Origin of the sequence: Pseudomonas sp. TH39(2020), from assembly GCF_016650715.1 — a bacterium.
GTDB classification, from domain to species: Bacteria; Pseudomonadota; Gammaproteobacteria; order Pseudomonadales; family Pseudomonadaceae; genus Aquipseudomonas; species Aquipseudomonas mandelii_C.
In genome coordinates, this window is the sequence record NZ_JAEKFF010000007.1 from 1,293,146 (window position 1) to 1,310,647 (window position 17,502).

13 protein-coding genes are annotated in these 17,502 nt (G+C 59.8%); 7 read left to right on the plus strand and 6 right to left on the minus strand.

The window, feature by feature from the left end:
- Nucleotides 1-27: 27 nt before the first annotated feature.
- On the minus strand, nt 28-1,569 hold the full coding sequence (locus JFU47_RS26380) for an NCS1 family nucleobase:cation symporter-1 (RefSeq protein WP_201186790.1): 1,542 nt from the start codon (nt 1,567-1,569) through the stop codon (nt 28-30).
- A 570-nt stretch (nt 1,570-2,139) separates the two neighbouring features.
- A complete protein-coding gene (locus JFU47_RS26385) occupies nt 2,140-2,880 on the minus strand; it encodes a phosphoadenylyl-sulfate reductase (protein ID WP_008027340.1) in 741 nt (246 codons plus the stop codon).
- Between the two features lie 173 nt (nt 2,881-3,053).
- Between JFU47_RS26385 and thrH the strand changes: the two genes are divergently transcribed.
- Nucleotides 3,054-3,671: a bifunctional phosphoserine phosphatase/homoserine phosphotransferase ThrH gene (thrH, locus tag JFU47_RS26390; protein WP_056744191.1), complete on the plus strand. Its 618-nt coding sequence runs from the start codon at nt 3,054-3,056 to the stop codon at nt 3,669-3,671.
- Between the two features lie 120 nt (nt 3,672-3,791).
- On the opposite strand, the gene pabB is transcribed toward thrH, so the two are convergent.
- From pabB to rloA, 4 genes are all read right to left on the minus strand, one after another.
- Nucleotides 3,792-5,129 (minus strand): aminodeoxychorismate synthase component I, encoded by a 1,338-nt coding sequence (pabB, locus tag JFU47_RS26395; RefSeq protein WP_201186792.1) that lies wholly within the window; start codon nt 5,127-5,129, stop codon nt 3,792-3,794.
- A gap of 215 nt (nt 5,130-5,344) precedes the next feature.
- On the minus strand, nt 5,345-6,331 hold the full coding sequence (locus tag JFU47_RS26400) for an alpha-L-glutamate ligase-like protein (protein ID WP_140679808.1): 987 nt from the start codon (nt 6,329-6,331) through the stop codon (nt 5,345-5,347).
- On the minus strand, nt 6,331-7,866 hold the full coding sequence (gene rloB, locus JFU47_RS26405; protein WP_123365948.1) for an osmotic stress tolerance membrane protein RloB: 1,536 nt from the start codon (nt 7,864-7,866) through the stop codon (nt 6,331-6,333). Before rloB ends, JFU47_RS26400 begins: the two co-directional genes overlap by 1 nt.
- Before the next feature lie 5 nt (nt 7,867-7,871).
- A complete protein-coding gene (rloA, locus tag JFU47_RS26410) occupies nt 7,872-8,408 on the minus strand; it encodes a retropepsin-like aspartic peptidase RloA (RefSeq protein WP_008146333.1) in 537 nt (178 codons plus the stop codon).
- 302 nt (nt 8,409-8,710) lie between these two features.
- On the opposite strand from rloA, the gene JFU47_RS26415 reads away from it, so the two are divergent.
- The 6 genes from JFU47_RS26415 (at nt 8,711) to prpD (ending at nt 17,498) form a co-directional block, all read left to right on the plus strand.
- A complete protein-coding gene (locus JFU47_RS26415) occupies nt 8,711-9,430 on the plus strand; it encodes a GntR family transcriptional regulator (RefSeq protein ID WP_177327884.1) in 720 nt (239 codons plus the stop codon).
- On the plus strand, nt 9,427-10,317 hold the full coding sequence (gene prpB / locus JFU47_RS26420) for a methylisocitrate lyase (protein ID WP_008146328.1): 891 nt from the start codon (nt 9,427-9,429) through the stop codon (nt 10,315-10,317). Before JFU47_RS26415 ends, prpB begins: the two co-directional genes overlap by 4 nt.
- Nucleotides 10,318-10,535: 218 nt before the next feature.
- Nucleotides 10,536-11,663 carry a bifunctional 2-methylcitrate synthase/citrate synthase gene (gene prpC / locus JFU47_RS26425; protein ID WP_201186794.1) on the plus strand — a complete coding sequence of 376 codons (1,128 nt, stop codon included), beginning with the start codon at nt 10,536-10,538 and terminating at the stop codon, nt 11,661-11,663.
- 202 nt (nt 11,664-11,865) lie between these two features.
- Nucleotides 11,866-14,460: a Fe/S-dependent 2-methylisocitrate dehydratase AcnD gene (acnD, locus tag JFU47_RS26430; RefSeq protein ID WP_201186796.1), complete on the plus strand. Its 2,595-nt coding sequence runs from the start codon at nt 11,866-11,868 to the stop codon at nt 14,458-14,460.
- 54 nt (nt 14,461-14,514) lie between these two features.
- Complete coding sequence (gene prpF / locus JFU47_RS26435; protein WP_201186798.1) at nt 14,515-15,705, plus strand: 2-methylaconitate cis-trans isomerase PrpF; 1,191 nt, start codon at nt 14,515-14,517, stop codon at nt 15,703-15,705.
- Nucleotides 15,706-16,013: 308 nt separating this feature from the next.
- On the plus strand, nt 16,014-17,498 hold the full coding sequence (prpD, locus tag JFU47_RS26440; protein WP_201186806.1) for a 2-methylcitrate dehydratase: 1,485 nt from the start codon (nt 16,014-16,016) through the stop codon (nt 17,496-17,498).
- The last annotated feature ends 4 nt before the right edge of the window (nt 17,499-17,502 follow it).

Sequence of the window (17,502 nt, forward strand, 5' to 3'; positions counted from 1 at the left end):
GCCCGACGGTGCCGGGCCGCCTAGGGGTTAATGGCTGACGTTATCGACGGCGATGGCTTCGCCGCTGACGTCTGCGTAATGGGGCTGCCGTTTGGCGATGATCAGGTAGAGCATCCCGGCAATCCCGGCACCCACCAGCCAGGAGAAGGGCGATACGCTGTCGAAACCCGGTACCAGCGCCAGGACAATGGCGATCAGTGCGGCAGGAAGGAACGCCGCGACGGCGCGTAAATTGATCCCTCGGCTGTAGTAATACGCGCCGCTGGGATCCTCGCTGTACAACTGCGGCACGTTGACCTGACCTTTTCGTACGAGCCAGTAGTCGACCATGATCACGCCGTACAACGGGCCGAGCAGGGCGCCGAGGCCGGACAGGAAATACACGATCACCAGCGGGCTGTTGTAGAGGTTCCACGGCAGGATCAGCACCGCGATGGTCGCGCTGATCAACCCGGCGCGGCGGAATGTCAGGTATTTGGGCGCCAGGTTGCTCAGCACGAAGGCCGGGGCGACGAAGTTGGCCATGATGTTCACCGCCACGGTGACGATCAGGAACGCCAGGCAACCGAGCACCAGAAAGAAGGTGTTGGGAATCGAGGCGATGATCTCGGTCGGGCTTTCGATAATCCGGCCATTGATCTGAAATTGCGCGCCGCAGAGCAGGACGGTGATGCTGGCGAATACCAGAATATTCACCGGCAGGCCCCAGAAATTGCCGACCTTGATGGTCTTGCGGCACGGCGACGAACGGGCGAAGTCGCAGAAGTTGAGGATCAGCGTGCCGTAGATCGACAGCCACAACGCACCACCGGCAAAGATGTTGCGCCACATCTCGCCGCCGGTCAGCGGTTCGCGGATCGACCAGGCGATGGTCGCGTTGGCCTGAAAGTACATCCAAGCGGCGAGGGCGGCGACGGTCAGCAGAATCACTGGCCCGGCGAACGCTTCGTAGCGCCGCACCATCTCCATGCCATAGGCGAGGATCGCCAGTTGCACGAACCAGATCGCCACGAAGCACACCCAGCCCAGGCTCGATAGACCGAGGATCGAGTTGTGGTCGTAGTCCGCGAAGCCTGGATGAACCGCTGTCAGCAGTACGCGAAAGACCACCGAGGCCAGATATGTCTGAATCCCGAACCAGGCAATGGCGATAACGGCACGGATCAATGCAGGAATCTGCGCCCCGTGAATGCCGAAACTGATCCGGCTGATGACAGGAAACGGCACGCCGGTCTTCTGCCCCATGTAGCCGGAGAGGTTCATGAAGCAATACACCAACGCCGCGCCGATCCCCAGAGACAGCAGGATTTGCCAGCCGCCCAGTCCGAGCGCATACAGCCCGATGGCGAATGAGTAATTGGCGATGTTGTGAACGTCGTTGGTCCACAGGGCGAAGATGCTGTAGCGGCCCCAACGGCGACCTTCGGCCTTGGTCGGCGCCAGGTCCTTGTTGTGCAGGCGAGGGCTGAGTACGACGGGTTCTTGAAACGTGTGGTCGTGAGGGGTTGAAGTGGGTGGGAAGGAGGGCAGATCCAGCGCGATGTTGTTATTGGAGAGGCCAGTACGCATTCCGGCAGGCTCCGAGCTTGGCGTCGCGATGACTGTGCATGAGCGTGGGCTCGACAAATCTTCGTCACGGGCAGTCAGCATCATTGGTTACGGGGCATCTGCAGCCTGTACGGGATAGGGCGCTTCAGGCTTGCGGATCTAAAGTGTGTGTATGTTTTGAGATGATTGTATACAAAATATGTATGCACTTAAGCCAGATCCATGCCAGTCAGCGATCTATGAATTCTGCTGCTAATTTCGTTTTGTTATCTGTTCGCGATAAGTGTCTGAAATAAAGGCGATATAAATTGACTGTTTGAACAGGTATTTATTTGTTAGCGGGATTTGTACGAAAGGTCGACTGAGGAAATCTGGGCAGGGGCGTGTAACTTTTTGGGGCGCTGAAATGAAAAGTGCACACATAAATGGCACCTATGGTGACATTCGTGTGTACACATTTTTTAATGAGGCACTGATTCCTGTGGGAGCGAGCCTGCTCGCGAAGACGGACCCACATTCAACATCGATGGAGCCTGATAAGCCGCCTTCGCGAGCAGGCTCGCTCCCACAAGGATTTCACACAGCAGGAAGTTAAGCCTTGGACTTGCTGATGATATTGCCCGCATGCAGCCCGCATTCTTTCTGCGTCGCTTCTTCCCACCACCAACGACCTTCGCGCTCGTGCTGGTTCGGCAGCACCGGGCGGGTGCAGGGCTCGCAGCCGATGCTGATGAATCCGCGTTCGTGCAGGCTGTTGTACGGCAGCTCCAGCATGCGGATGTAACCCCAGATCTCTTCACTGGTCATTTGCGCCAGCGGGTTGAATTTGTACAGGGTGCGTTCCGGGGTGGAGAACGCGGTGTCGATTTCCAGCACGGCGACGGCGCTGCGTGTTCCGGGGCTCTGATCCCGACGCTGACCGGTGGCCCAGGCTGTCACACCGGAGAGCTTGCGACGTAGCGGCTCGATCTTGCGGATGCCGCAGCATTCGCCATGGCCGTCCTTGTAGAAACTGAACAGGCCTTTTTCCTTCACGAAAGGTTCGAGCTTGGTGTAGTCCGGCGACACCAGTTCGATGTCGATCTTGTAGTGCTCGCGCACCTGATCGATGAAGCGGTAGGTCTCGGGGTGCAAGCGGCCGGTGTCGAGGCTGAACACTTTGACGTTCTTGTTCAGCTTCCAGGCCATGTCCACCAGCACCACATCTTCGGCACCGCTGAAAGATATCCACAGGTCATCGCCAAACTCGGCGAACGCGAGTTTCAGGATGTCCTGGGCGGATTTGTTGGCATAGGTCGTGGCGAGTTCCACGACGTCGAACGTTGGGCTCATCAGGGCGGCTTCCTACAGGTCGGTGGCGCTGGGCGCTCTATATGGCTCTGATGGTAACAAAAACCTACGGCTGCTGGCGCGCCCTCTGCGTTGCACCGGCTTGCTTGAGTCGCTAGAGTTCGGCAGTCTTTTTGCTCGCTCGACTCAATAATCAATACAAATGGGAGTGTCTTGTGGAAATTGCCTGTCTGGATCTTGAAGGTGTACTGGTCCCGGAAATCTGGATCGCCTTCGCCGAAAAAACCGGGATCGAGTCCCTGAGGGCTACCACCCGGGACATCCCCGACTACGACGTGCTGATGAAGCAGCGTCTGCGGATTCTCGACGAGCACGGCTTGAAACTCACCGACATCCAGGAAGTGATCGCTACGCTCAAGCCGCTGGATGGCGCCATCGAGTTCGTCAACTGGCTGCGTGAGCGCTTTCAGGTGGTGATTCTGTCGGACACGTTCTACGAGTTCTCCCAGCCGTTGATGCGTCAACTGGGCTTTCCGACCTTGCTCTGCCATCGTCTGATTACTGACGATTCCGGTCGGGTGACGAGCTATCAATTGCGTCAGAAAGATCCCAAGCGCCAGTCGGTTTTGGCCTTCAAGAGCCTTTACTACCGGGTGATCGCGGCGGGGGATTCCTACAACGACACCACGATGTTGGGTGAGGCAGATGCGGGGATTCTGTTCCATGCGCCGGACAATGTGATTCGCGAGTTTCCGCAGTTCCCGGCGGTGCACAGCTTTGAAGAGCTGAAGCAGGAATTCATCAAGGCTTCGAATCGGGCGTTGAGCCTATAACCGCCGCTGATCGTTCCCACGCTCTGCGTGGAAATGCAGCCCGGGACGCTCCGCGTCCCAAAGCGGACGCGGAGCGTCCATTGAGGCATTCCCACGCAGAGCGTGGGAACGATCAGGCAGTTACAGGTTTTGCAAGGTATCGAGCAACACCTTCACCTTGGTAATCGATTCCTGATACTCAGCCTGCCACTCCGAGTCCGCGACAATCCCGCCACCACCCCAGCAACACACCTGCCCATCCTTGACCAGCAAGCTGCGAATGGCGATGGAGCTGTCCATCTCGCCGCGCACGTCCAGATAGAGCAAAGACCCGCAGTACAACCCGCGACGCGTCGGCTCCAGCTCGTCGATGATCTGCATCGCGCGAATTTTCGGTGCACCGGTAATCGAGCCGCCAGGGAAGCTGCCGGCGATCAGGTCCAGAGCGTCCCGGTCATCCGCCAGTTCTCCCGTCACACTGCTCACCAGGTGATGCACGTTCGGGTAGCTTTCCAGGCTGAACAACTCCGGCACTCGTACCGAGCCGATACGGCAAGTACGGCCGAGGTCATTGCGCAGCAGGTCGACGATCATCAGGTTTTCCGCGCGGTCCTTGGGGCTGGCCAGCAGTTCGGCGGCGTTTGCCGCATCTTCGGCAGCGGTCAGTCCGCGAGGGCGAGTGCCTTTGATCGGGCGGGTTTCCACATGGCGTTCGCTGACTTTGACGAAGCGTTCTGGCGACAGACTCAGTACCGCACCGCCGTCGGGCAAACTCTGAAAACCGGAAAACGGCGTCGGGCACGCCGCCCGCAGCGCGCAATACGCGGCCCATGGATCGCCCAGGCATTGAGCGCGGAAACGCTGGGCGAAATTGACCTGGTAACAGTCGCCAGCCTGGATGTAGTGCTGAATGCGTTCTAGCGCGTGGCGATATTCGTCAGCGCTCAGGTCGGCCTTCATCGGGGCTTTCAACTTGAAAGACTCGACTGCTTCAGCTGTAGGCTCACTGAATAGCGTGATCAGACGCTGACGTTCACTGTCGATCAGCGACGGGTGGAAGACCAACTGACTTGTACTCAGTTGGTGATCGGTGATCAGTGCCCAGTCATACAGCCCAAAACGTGCATCGGGCAATTGCAGATCGTCCTGCGCCTGACTGGGCAGGTGTTCCAGATGGCGACCGAAGTCGTAGCTCAGGTAACCGATGAGGCCGCCGGCGAAGGGCAAATCGTAAGGAACAGCCGCTTCACCGAGTCGTGCCAGATTGTCGCGAAGGCGTTGCAGGAAATCGCTGCCACTTTCGTCAGGCAATACTGCTATTTGCTCCAGCGGCCAGGCACTGAGCAGGTCATAACGTCCACGCTCGGCACTCGGCCGGCCACTGTCGAGCAGTACGGCACCGGGGGCATGACGAATCGCCGCGAAGTACTCGGCGGGGTTGGCGCAATAGGGGAGCGGGTGTACGGAACAGGTCAACATGGGCGGGGCAGATCAGCCATCGAGGCGGGGGTGGCGATTGTAGTCTCCTCGGGGAATTGCTCCTAGAGGGGATGTCGGGGAATGGCAGATTGGCGGCAGGGTTGGGAGCCTTAGTGGCTGTCAGGCCGCCTTCGCGAGCAGGCTCGCTCCCACAAGGATTGCGCTGAACCCTGTGGGAGCGAGCCTGCTCGCGAAGGGCTCGCCGCGGTTCAAGATCAGCCCTCAACCGCCGGAATATGCCCAAACATTTCCTGAACAAACTCAACCCGTTCTCGCACCGTCTCAACAACCCCACGAGCCTTCAACTCTTCCAGGCGCGCTTCAACCGCATGGGTGCGCAACGTCAGCCCGCAATCATTGGCAATCTGAATGTTCAGCCCAGGCCGGGCATTGAGCTCAAGAATCAGCGGTCCTTTCTCCTGGTCCAGCACCATGTCGACACCGATGTAACCCAGCCCGCACAACTCATAGCAGCCCGCGGCGAGTTTCATGAAGCCGTCCCAGTAGGGCAGTTGCACGCCATCCACCGCGTTGGTGGTGTCTGGGTGTTTGTTGATGATGTTGTTCAGCCAGGTCCCGCGCAACGTCTGCCCGGTCGCGAGGTCGACACCGACGCCGATGGCGCCTTGGTGCAGGTTGGCCTTGCCGCCGGACTGGCGCGTCGGCAAGCGCAGCATGGCCATCACCGGGTAGCCCATCAGCACAATGATGCGGATGTCCGGCACGCCTTCGTAGCTGATGCTTTTGAAGATCTGGTCCGGGATCACTCGGTATTCGATCAGCGCGCGGTCGCGGTGCCCGCCCAGGGAATACAGACCGGTGAGGATGCTGGAGATATGGTGTTCGAGCTCCTCATGGTCGATGATCCTGCCGGACACTGTGCGATAGCGCCCCTCGAACCGGTCGGCAACCACAATGATGCCGTCACCGCCGGCGCCCTGGGCCGGTTTGATCACGAAGTCGTTGCGCCCGCCGATGATCTCGCCGAGGTTGTCGATTTCTTTTTCGGTGGAGATCACGCCGTACAGTTCCGGCACATGAATGCCGGCGGCGATGGCGCGTTCCTTGGTGATGATCTTGTCATCGACGATCGGGTACAGACTGCGCTTGTTGTACTTGAGCACGTAGTCCGCGTTACGCCGATTGATCCCCATGATGCCCCGGGCTTCCAGGGCCTTCCAGGTCTTCCAGAAGCCGAACATCAGGCGTCAGCCTTTTTCAGGAACGCCTTGAAGCGCACCAGTTCGGTCAGGCGGTAGCCGCGATAGCGACCCATCGCCAGCATGAAGCCCACCAGGATCAACAGGGTCGCCGGGAAGGTGAACACGAAGTAAACCAGCTCCGGAACGCTCATGATCAGGTGCGCCAGCGACGCGGCGAACAGCGTACCGATCGCCACTTTCATGGCGTGGCCGGAACCGCGTTCTTCCCAGGTAATCGACAGGCGTTCGATGGTCATGGTCAGAATCACCATCGGGAACAGCGCCACCGACAACCCGCGTTCCAGGCCGAGTTTATGGCTGAACAGGCTGATCGCCGCGATCAGCACCACTACGAAGGTCAGCACCACCGACAGCCTCGGCAGCATTTGCAGCTTCAAGTGTTCAAGGTAGGAGCGCAGCGACAGGCCCAACGCCGTGATGATCGTAAATAGCACGATACCGAAGCCGAGCTGGGTTTCCCGGAACGCCAGGGCGATCAGCACCGGAGTAAAGGTGCCGAGGGTCTGAATGCCGATCAGGTTGCGCAGGATCAAAATCACCAGCACGCCGATCGGGATCATCACCATGATCATGAAGGTTTGCTGGGTTTGCAGCGGCAGGCCGTACAGCGAGTATTCGAGGAAGTTGGCGTCGGTGTTTTCGTCGGTCAGCTTGGCCAGGCGAATGGCGTTCATTTCGCTGTTGTTCAGGCTGAAGGTCACGTTGGCCTTCTTGCCGCCATCGACGGTGATCAGGTTTTCGTCGCCGGTCCACCACAGCAGGCGGTCGGTCGGCAGGCCCTGTTCACCGGTTTCCGGGTTGAAGTACAGCCAGTCGGTGCCGTTGAAACTGCGCAACCAGAGTTCCGGAGTTTGCGGCTGGTCGGCCACCAGACGAATGGTGTGGACCTTTTCCACCGGCACGTGCGCGATGGACAGCACCAGCTCGACGATTTTCGCCTTGTGCCCGGCGGACGGATCGCCGCCCAGCAGCAGTTTCACGTTGTCGTCGTTGAGATTGTTGACACGCTTGATCGCTTCGCCGATGAAGGTTTCGACGTCGGCCGAGTGCTGGCGGATTGGTGCGAGCAGGGCTTCGGCGGCGATTTTTTCCGCACCTTCGACGGCGATGCTGTCGCGGAAGGTAGGCCCTTTGATCTTGGATTTTTCACCGGTGTAGCGCTTGGTCAGCACCAGGCGGTAATAAAGGGTCTGATTGCCCTTGGCCCGACGTGCCGACCAAGTGACTTTGCGGTTGCCGTCGGCACGGTTCACGGCCACGCCGTAGTTATTGGAAATGAAGCTCTCGTTGAGACTGACGTAATCGCGGCTCAGCGGCGGCACGAACATCTGGATCTTGACCGGGTCTTTGGCACTGGCGACGAACTCGACCTTGGCGTCGATGTTCCATAAGTCGTCGGTGGCGTCTTCGGTCACGGGGATGCCGAGCACGAAGATCTGATAGGCCGTAACTGAAATACCCAGCACCACCAGGATGGCGATCAGGAATTTCAGGTGAAGGGTAAGAGAGCGCATTGGAATTACTCTGCGGTATGAGCGTCGGTGGCGCAGGCGGGTTTGCCAGCAGCGTATTTAAGACTGGGGTCGACCAGCGCATCGAAGCGTTTCAGCGCTTCGGAGCCGATCAGGAGCGGGTATTGGAAGGCGCTGCGGTCGGTCAAGTTCACTTCGATACTGCGTAAAGCCGAACCCATGCAGATGTTCAGCTCGATCACCGGACGGGCGGTGTACTTCTTGCCTTCTTCCGGGTCGTAGTCGCCGGCCCTGCGCTTGATCTTGCTGACGCGGGCCAGTGGCCGTTCGATTGGGTGCGAGTGCGCAGCGTCAATCGCCAGATAGAAGCGTACCCAGGACTCGCCATTGCGTTTGAAACGTTTGATGTCTCGGGCACTCAGAGACGCGGTTTTCGCCCCGGTGTCGAGTTTGGCGGCGACTTCCAGGTCAATGCCGTCCAGGGAGGCGTACTCGTTGAGGCCGTAAACGGTCTTTTCCCCCGCCGCGGCGAAACCGGGCAGGCAAAGAAGATAAAGGAAGGTGGGGAAGGGCTTGAGTCTCATAAATCCTGGTGCGCAGCGGTCCGTACTTCTATTCAAGGCCCTGGCATTGCTGCGCAAGCTCCCTCGTATGCCTATCAACTGTTTATGACAAGCAGTGCAGATGTCACAAACAAATGCGGCCGGCATTCTAGCACGGTCGTTTTATGGCGCCAGCGCCGGGAGGCGGCTATAAACAGAGGGACTGCATCGTTAAGGTGCAGTCGGTTATTAGACGATTGTCGACAATACCTATTTATCCTTTGACTAAAAGGTCTGTATTCGCTAGTTTTTGCGGCATCAGCTTTCAAGGTGTCGACAATATGCTGGATCAACTCGATCCCCCGGTCATTGCCCAAGACGATTCGGAGACACTTTCCGAGAACGTCTTCCGGCGCATTCAGGCGGCCATCGTCAAGGGCGAGATCGCCCCGGGCAGCAAGATCTCCGAGCCGGAACTGGCGCGCACCTATGGCATCAGCCGCGGGCCGTTGCGTGAGGCGATCCACCGTCTGGAAGGCCAGCGCCTGCTGGTTCGCGTGCCGCACGTCGGGGCGCGGGTGGTTTCGTTGAGCCATGCCGAGTTGCTGGAGCTCTACGAAATCCGCGAATCCCTCGAAGGCATGGCCTGCCGTCTGGCGGCCGAACGCATGACCCTCGAAGAAATCGACGAATTGCGCCGGGTCCTCGAAACCCATGAACGCGATGCGGCGTTTCAGGCCGGTGTCGGCTACTACCAGCAGGAAGGCGATTTCGACTTCCATTACCGAATCATCCAGGGCAGCGGCAACCGCACCCTGACGCAGATGCTCTGCGGCGAGCTCTATCAACTGGTGCGCATGTACCGCATCCAGTTTTCCACCACGCCCAATCGCCCGCGTCAGGCCTTTGCCGAGCACCACCGAATTCTCGACGCCATCGCCGACCGTGACGGTGAACTGGCCGAGTTGTTGATGCGCCGTCACATCGGCGCCTCCAAACGCAATATCGCCCGTCACTACCAGGACGGCGCTAACCAGACAGCCACTGAACGAGGTGAGTCATGAGTTCCAACAAGAGCACTCCAGGCCAGCGATTCCGCGATGCGGTCGCCAGCGAACATCCGCTGCAAGTGGTCGGCGCGATCAACGCCAACCACGCGCTGCTGGCCAAGCGCGCCGGTTTCAAGGCTATTTATCTGTCGGGTGGCGGGGTGGCTGCCGGCTCCCTCGGCGTGCCGGACCTGGGTATCACCGGTCTGGACGACGTGCTGACCGACGTGCGTCGCATCACTGACGTTTGCGACCTGCCGCTGTTGGTGGACGTGGACACCGGTTTCGGCTCCTCGGCGTTCAATGTCGCGCGTACCGTCAAGTCGATGATCAAATTCGGCGCGGCGGCGATTCACATCGAAGACCAGGTCGGCGCCAAGCGCTGCGGTCATCGTCCTAATAAAGAGATCGTGTCCCTGCAGGAAATGGTCGATCGCATCAAGGCAGCCGTCGATGCGCGCACCGATGACAGCTTCGTGATCATGGCCCGTACCGACGCCCTCGCAGTGGAAGGTCTGGAGTCCGCTTTGGATCGCGCCGCCGCGTGCATCGAGGCCGGCGCCGACATGATTTTCCCGGAGGCCATCACCGAACTGGACATGTACAAGCTGTTCGCCAGCCGCGTGAAAGCGCCGATCCTGGCCAACATCACCGAATTCGGCGCGACGCCGCTGTACACCACCGAGCAGCTTGCCGCCGCCGATGTGTCGCTGGTGCTGTACCCGCTGTCGGCGTTCCGCGCGATGAACAAAGCCGCAGAAAACGTCTACACCGCGATCCGCCGCGACGGCACGCAACAGAACGTCATCGACACCATGCAGACCCGCATGGAGCTTTACGATCGCATCGATTACCACACCTTCGAGCAGAAGCTCGATGCGTTGTTCGCCGCGAAGAAGTAGAGGTTTATGTAGCAGCTGCCGAGCAGCGCGAGGCTGCGTTCGAGGCCGAAGGACTCGCCAAGCCGGGCGATTGAGTTTTTCCAGTGGCACCGCATATGCCGGGTTTACGACGGCTACGCCGCCGAACGCAGCCTCGCGCTGCTCGACAGCTGCTACGAAATCAAGATAACCGTTTAGAAATTGCAGATTCCCTAACAAATTCAAGATTGGAGACAGCAATGGCCGAAGCAAAAGTACTCAGTGGCGCCGGGCTCCGTGGTCAGGTTGCCGGGCAAACCGCACTGTCCACCGTGGGCCAGTCGGGCGCAGGCCTGACCTATCGTGGCTACGACGTTCGCGAACTGGCGGCTGACGCACAATTCGAAGAAGTGGCCTACCTGCTGCTTTACGGCGAACTGCCAACCAAAACACAACTCGCCGCTTACATCAGCAAACTAAGCAAGCTGCGCGACCTGCCGCAAGCGCTGAAAGAAGTGCTGGAACGCATCCCTGTCGACGCCCACCCGATGGACGTGATGCGCACCGGTTGCTCGTTCCTGGGCAACATCGAGCCGGAGAAAGACTTCTGCGAACAACACGACGTGACTGACCGTTTGCTCGCCGCGTTCCCGGCGATCATGTGCTACTGGTATCGCTTCAGCCATGACGGCAAACGCATCAGCTGCGTGAGCGATGAACAATCCATCGGCGGCCACTTCCTGCACCTGCTGCACGACAAGAAGCCGAGCGAGTTGCACGTCAAAGTGATGAACGTTTCGCTGATCCTCTACGCGGAGCACGAGTTCAACGCCTCGACCTTCACCGCACGGGTTTGCGCCTCGACCCTGTCGGACATGTATTCCTGCGTCACGGCCGCCATTGGCTCGCTGCGTGGTCCGCTGCACGGCGGCGCCAACGAAGCGGCGATGGAAATGATCGAGCGCTTCTCGTCGCCGGAAGAGGCCGTCGAAGGCACCCTCGGCATGCTGGCGCGCAAGGACAAGATCATGGGCTTCGGCCACGCGATCTATAAAGACAACGATCCGCGTAACGAAGTGATCAAGGGCTGGTCGAAAAAACTCTCTGAAGAAGTGGGCGACACTGTGCTGTTCCCGGTTTCCGAAGCCATCGACGCAACCATGTGGGAACAGAAGAAACTGTTCCCGAACGCCGACTTCTACCATGCGTCGACGTACCACTTCATGGGCATCCCGACCAAGTTGTTTACACCGATTTTCGTCTGCTCACGCCTGACCGGCTGGGCGGCGCATGTGTTCGAACAACGGGCCAACAACCGCATCATCCGTCCGAGTGCCGAGTACGTCGGCGTCGAACAGCGCAAGTACGTGCCAATCGAACAACGCTGACCGGGAGGGCGCTGACGCTGGTTACTGAAGGAGCCTGAAACCCTGTGGGAGCGAGCCTGCTCGCGATGACGGACTGACATTCAACATCAATGTCGACTGATACACCGCTCTCGCGAGCAGGCTCGCTCCCACAGTGGAATGTGTTTACTTCAAATCCGCGCCGGGTGCCCCCTTTTGAAATTACCGTGACCGAGTCCTGACGATGAACACTGAATTCCGTAAACCGCTGCCCGGCAGCCATCTGGATTACTTCGACGTCCGCGCGGCTGTCGAAGCTATTCAGCCCGGCGCCTATGACACTCTGCCGTACACCTCCCGCGTGCTGGCGGAAAACCTGGTGCGTCGCTGCGACCCGGCCACGCTCACCGAATCCCTGAAGCAATTCATCGAGCGCAAACGCGACCTCGACTTCCCATGGTTCCCGGCCCGCGTGGTGTGCCACGACATTCTTGGCCAGACCGCGTTGGTTGACCTCGCCGGCCTGCGTGACGCCATCGCCCTGCAAGGTGGCGACCCGGCGCAAGTGAACCCGGTGGTGCCGACACAATTGATCGTCGATCACTCCCTGGCCGTCGAGCGCGGTGGTTTCGATCCGGAGGCGTTCGAGAAGAACCGCGCCATCGAAGACCGTCGCAACGAAGACCGTTTCCACTTCATCAACTGGACCAAAAAGGCCTTCAAGAACGTTGATGTGATCCCGCCGGGCAACGGGATCATGCACCAGATCAACCTGGAGAAAATGTCTCCGGTGATTCAGGTGCGCGACGGCGTGGCGTTCCCCGACACTTGCGTCGGCACTGACAGCCACACTCCGCACGTCGACGCACTGGGCGTGATCGCCATTGGTGTCGGCGGCCTGGAAGCTGAAAGCGTGATGCTTGGCCGCGCGTCGTGGATGCGTCTGCCGGAAAGCGTCGGCGTCGAATTGACTGGCAAGCTGCAACCGGGCATCACCGCCACCGACATGGTGCTGGCGCTGACCGAGTTCCTGCGTCAGCAAAAAGTCGTCGGTGCGTGGCTGGAGTTCTTTGGCGAAGGCGCCTCCGCGTTGACGCTTGGCGACCGTGCGACCATCTCCAACATGGCCCCGGAATACGGCGCTACCGCGGCGATGTTTTACATCGACCAGCAGACCATCGATTACCTGAAACTCACCGGCCGTGAAGACGAGCAGGTGCAGTTGGTCGAGAACTATGCCAAGACCACAGGCCTGTGGGCTGACAGCCTGAAAGGCGCGCAATACGAGCGCGGGTTGACCTTCAACCTGTCCTCGGTGGTGCGCAACATGGCCGGCCCGAGCAACCCGCACGCACGCGTTGCGACCTCGGATCTCGCGGCTCAAGGCATCTCCGGTCAGTGGGACGACGTTCCTGGCCAGATGCCGGATGGCGCGGTGATCATCGCCGCCATCACCAGTTGCACCAACACCAGCAACCCGCGCAACGTCATCGCCGCCGGCCTGCTGGCGCGCAATGCCAACAAGCTCGGATTGACCCGCAAGCCGTGGGTCAAATCGTCCCTGGCACCGGGTTCGAAAACCGTCGCGCTGTACCTCGACGAGGCCGGCCTCACCAGCGAACTGGAGCAACTCGGCTTCGGCATCGTCGCCTTTGCCTGCACCACCTGCAACGGCATGTCCGGCGCGCTGGATCCGGTGATTCAGCAAGAGATCATTGACCGCGACCTGTACGCCACCGCTGTGCTCTCGGGTAACCGTAACTTCGACGGCCGGATTCACCCGTACGCCAAGAACGCCTTCCTCGCTTCGCCGCCGTTGGTGGTGGCTTATGCCATCGCCGGCACCATTCGTTTCGACATCGAAAAAGATGTGCTGGGTGTGGTCGACGGTAAGGAAATCCGCCTGAAAGACATCTGGCCGAGCGACGAAGAAATCGACGCGGTGGTCAAGGCTTCGGTCAAGCCGGAGCAGTTCCGTCAGGTCTACATTCCGATGTTTGCCATCCACGAAGACACCGGCCCGAAAGTGACGCCGCTGTACGACTGGCGCGAGATGAGCACCTACATCCGCCGTCCGCCGTACTGGGAAGGCGCGCTGGCCGGGGCTCGTCCGCTCAAGGGTATGCGCCCGCTGGCGGTGCTGCCGGACAACATCACCACTGATCACCTGTCGCCGTCGAACGCGATCATGCTCGACAGCGCCGCCGGTGAATACCTGGCGAAAATGGGCTTGCCGGAAGAGGACTTCAACTCTTACGCAACGCACCGCGGTGACCACTTGACCGCGCAACGCGCCACCTTTGCCAACCCGAAACTGTTCAATGAAATGGTTCAGGAAAACGGCAAGGTCAAACAGGGTTCACTGGCGCGTGTCGAGCCGGAAGGCAAAGTGATGCGCATGTGGGAAGCCATCGAAACCTACATGGAACGCAAGCAGCCGCTGATCATCATTGCCGGCGCCGACTACGGTCAGGGTTCGTCTCGCGACTGGGCGGCCAAAGGCGTGCGTCTGGCGGGTGTGGAAGCGATTGCAGCCGAAGGCTTCGAGCGCATTCACCGCACCAACCTGGTGGGCATGGGCGTGTTGCCGCTGGAATTCAAACCGGGCACCGACCGCAAGACGCTGGGCATCGACGGCAGCGAAACCTACGACGTGATCGGCGAGCGCACCCCGCGTGCCGATCTGACGCTGGTGATCAATCGCAAGAACGGCGAACGCGTCGAAGTGCCGGTGACCTGCCGTCTCGACACCGCCGAAGAAGTGTCGATTTATGAGGCGGGCGGCGTGCTGCAACGCTTCGCTCAGGACTTCCTCGAAGAATCGGCGGTTGCCGTTTAACACGATGAGTTCGGGCGGGGCCATGCGGTCCCGCTCGATCCTAAAAGGAACATCATGGCTCACGCACCTCAAATTAGAATCCCCGCCACCTACATGCGCGGCGGCACCAGTAAAGGCGTGTTCTTCAGCCTGAAAGACCTGCCTGAAGCAGCACAGGTTGCAGGCCCGGCGCGCGACGCTTTGTTGCTGCGGGTGATCGGCAGCCCCGACCCGTATGACAAGCAAATCGACGGCATGGGTGGCGCGACCTCCAGCACCAGCAAAACCGTGATCCTGTCCAAAAGCATCAAGGCCGATCACGACGTCGATTACCTGTTCGGTCAGGTGTCTATCGACAAACCTTTCGTCGACTGGAGCGGTAACTGCGGCAACCTGTCGGCAGCGGTCGGTTCGTTCGCCATCAGCAATGGTTTAGTGGACGCCAGCCGCATCCCGCATAACGGCGTTGCCGTGGTTCGCGTGTGGCAGGCCAACATCGGCAAGACCATCATCGCCCACGTGCCGATCACCAACGGTGAAGTGCAGGAGACCGGTGATTTCGAACTCGACGGCGTGACCTTTCCGGCGGCTGAAGTGCAGGTCGAGTTCATGGACCCAGCGGCGGAAGAAGAGGGCGGCGGTGGTTCGATGTTTCCTACCGGCAACCTGGTCGATGACCTCGAAGTGCCTGGCGTCGGAACGTTCAAGGCGACCATGATCAATGCCGGTATTCCGACGATTTTCGTTAATGCCGAAGACATCGGTTACACCGGCACCGAGCTGCAAGGCGCGATCAACAGTGATCCGAAAGCGTTGCTGATGTTTGAAACCATTCGGGCTTACGGCGCATTGCGCATGGGCCTGATCAAGGATCTGGACGAAGCGGCCAAGCGTCAGCACACGCCCAAGGTTGCTTTCGTGGCCAAGCCTGCGGACTACGTTGCTTCGAGTGGCAAAGCGATTGCGGCGGGCGATGTCGATCTGTTGGTGCGGGCGCTGTCCATGGGCAAATTGCACCACGCGATGATGGGCACGGCGGCGGTGGCTATCGGTACGGCGGCGGCGATTTCCGGCACGCTGGTGAACCTCGCTGCGGGTGGTATTGAGCGCAATGCCGTGCGCTTTGGGCATCCGTCCGGCACCTTGCGTGTGGGGGCTGAAGCCAGCCAGGTGAACGGCGAGTGGACCGTGAACAAAGCCATCATGAGCCGCAGCGCACGGGTGTTGATGGAAGGTTACGTTCGCGTGCCGGGTGATTCGTTCTGATCTGAAATCCACCCCTCACCCCAACCCTCCCGAAACGTCGGACCGCCCCAGAGGGGCGAGGGGGCTTACCGAGTTGTTTGGGAAAGCTACTGCGACCTGAAAGCTAGAGTCGAACTCAGGCTTTGAACAGCATGAAGATCTGCCCCCTTTCCCCCTCTCCCCCGTGGGGAGAGGGTTGGGGTGAGGGGTGGATCTACATGAATAAATACAAAGCAAGCAGGCACCCCAGACCTGCAACAATCAAAACCAAACCTGCCCCTGAGGAAGAACCCCACCACTCAACAATCCTGAACTGGAGTGAATCGAACATGAGCACCAACGTCGACCAGAACAACCGCCCCGACTACGACACGGTCCTGCAGGACATTGCCGACTACGTCCTCAACTTCAAAATCCAATCCGCCGAAGCCCTCGACACCGCCCGCAACTGCCTGATGGACACATTGGGCTGTGGCCTGCTGGCCCTGCGCTTTCCCGAATGCACCAAACACCTCGGCCCCATGGTGGAAGGCACCGTCGTCCCGTTCGGCGCGCGCGTCCCCGGCACCAGTTATCGCCTCGACCCGGTCAAAGCAGCGTGGGACATCGGCTGCATCGTGCGCTGGCTCGATTACAACGACACCTGGCTCGCGGCCGAATGGGGCCATCCGTCCGATAACCTCGGGGGCATTCTCGCGGTGGCCGATCACTTGTCGCAAAAACGCCTCGCCAATGGCGATGCGCCGCTGACCGTTCGCGTGGTACTCGAAGCCATGATCATGGCTCACGAAATCCAGGGCGTGATCGCGCTGGAAAACTCCTTCAATCGCGTAGGCCTGGATCACGTCATTCTGGTGAAAGTCGCCTCGACCGCTGTCACCGCCAAGCTGATGGGCGCCAATCGCGAGCAGTTGTTGTCCGCGTTGTCCCACGCGTTCGCCGACGGTCAGGCGCTGCGCACCTACCGTCATGCGCCGAATGCCGGATCGCGTAAATCCTGGGCGGCCGGCGACGCGTCCAGCCGTGGCGTGCGTCTGGCGGACATCGCAATGCGTGGCGAGATGGGCATCCCCGGCGTACTGACCGCGAAACAATGGGGCTTCTACGACGTGCTGTTCAGCCACACCAACAACGACCTGGCGCTCAAGCCCGAAGACAAACGCGCCTTCAGCTTCTCCCGGCCATACGGCAGCTACGTGATGGAAAACGTGCTGTTCAAGATCAGCTTCCCGGCCGAGTTCCACGCGCAAACGGCGTGCGAAGCGGCCGTGACGTTACATCCGCAAGTCAGAAATCGCCTGCACGAAATCGACAAAATCGTCATCACCACCCACGAATCGGCGATCCGCATCATCTCCAAGGTCGGCCCGCTGGCCAACGCTGCGGACCGTGACCATTGCATCCAGTACATGACAGCCGTGCCGCTGGCGTTCGGCAATCTGGTGGCCGAGCAGTACGAGGACGACTTCCACGCGGCGCATCCGATCATTGACGTGCTGCGCGAAAAAATGGTCATCGTCGAAGACCCGCGCTACACCCGCGAATACCTGGAAGCCGACAAGCGCTCCATCGCCAATGCGATACAGGTGTTCTTCAAGGACGGCTCCAGCACCGAAAACGTGTGGGTGGAGTACCCGATCGGCCACCGCCGTCGCCGCACCGACGGCATTCCTTTGCTGGAAGACAAGTTCAAGGCGAACCTGGCGACGCGCTTCACCGCCCAGCGATGCGCCGAGATCTTTGCGTTGTGCAAGGATCAGGCGAAGCTTGAAGCAACACCGGTGAATCGGTTTGTGGATTTGTTTGTGATCTGACCGT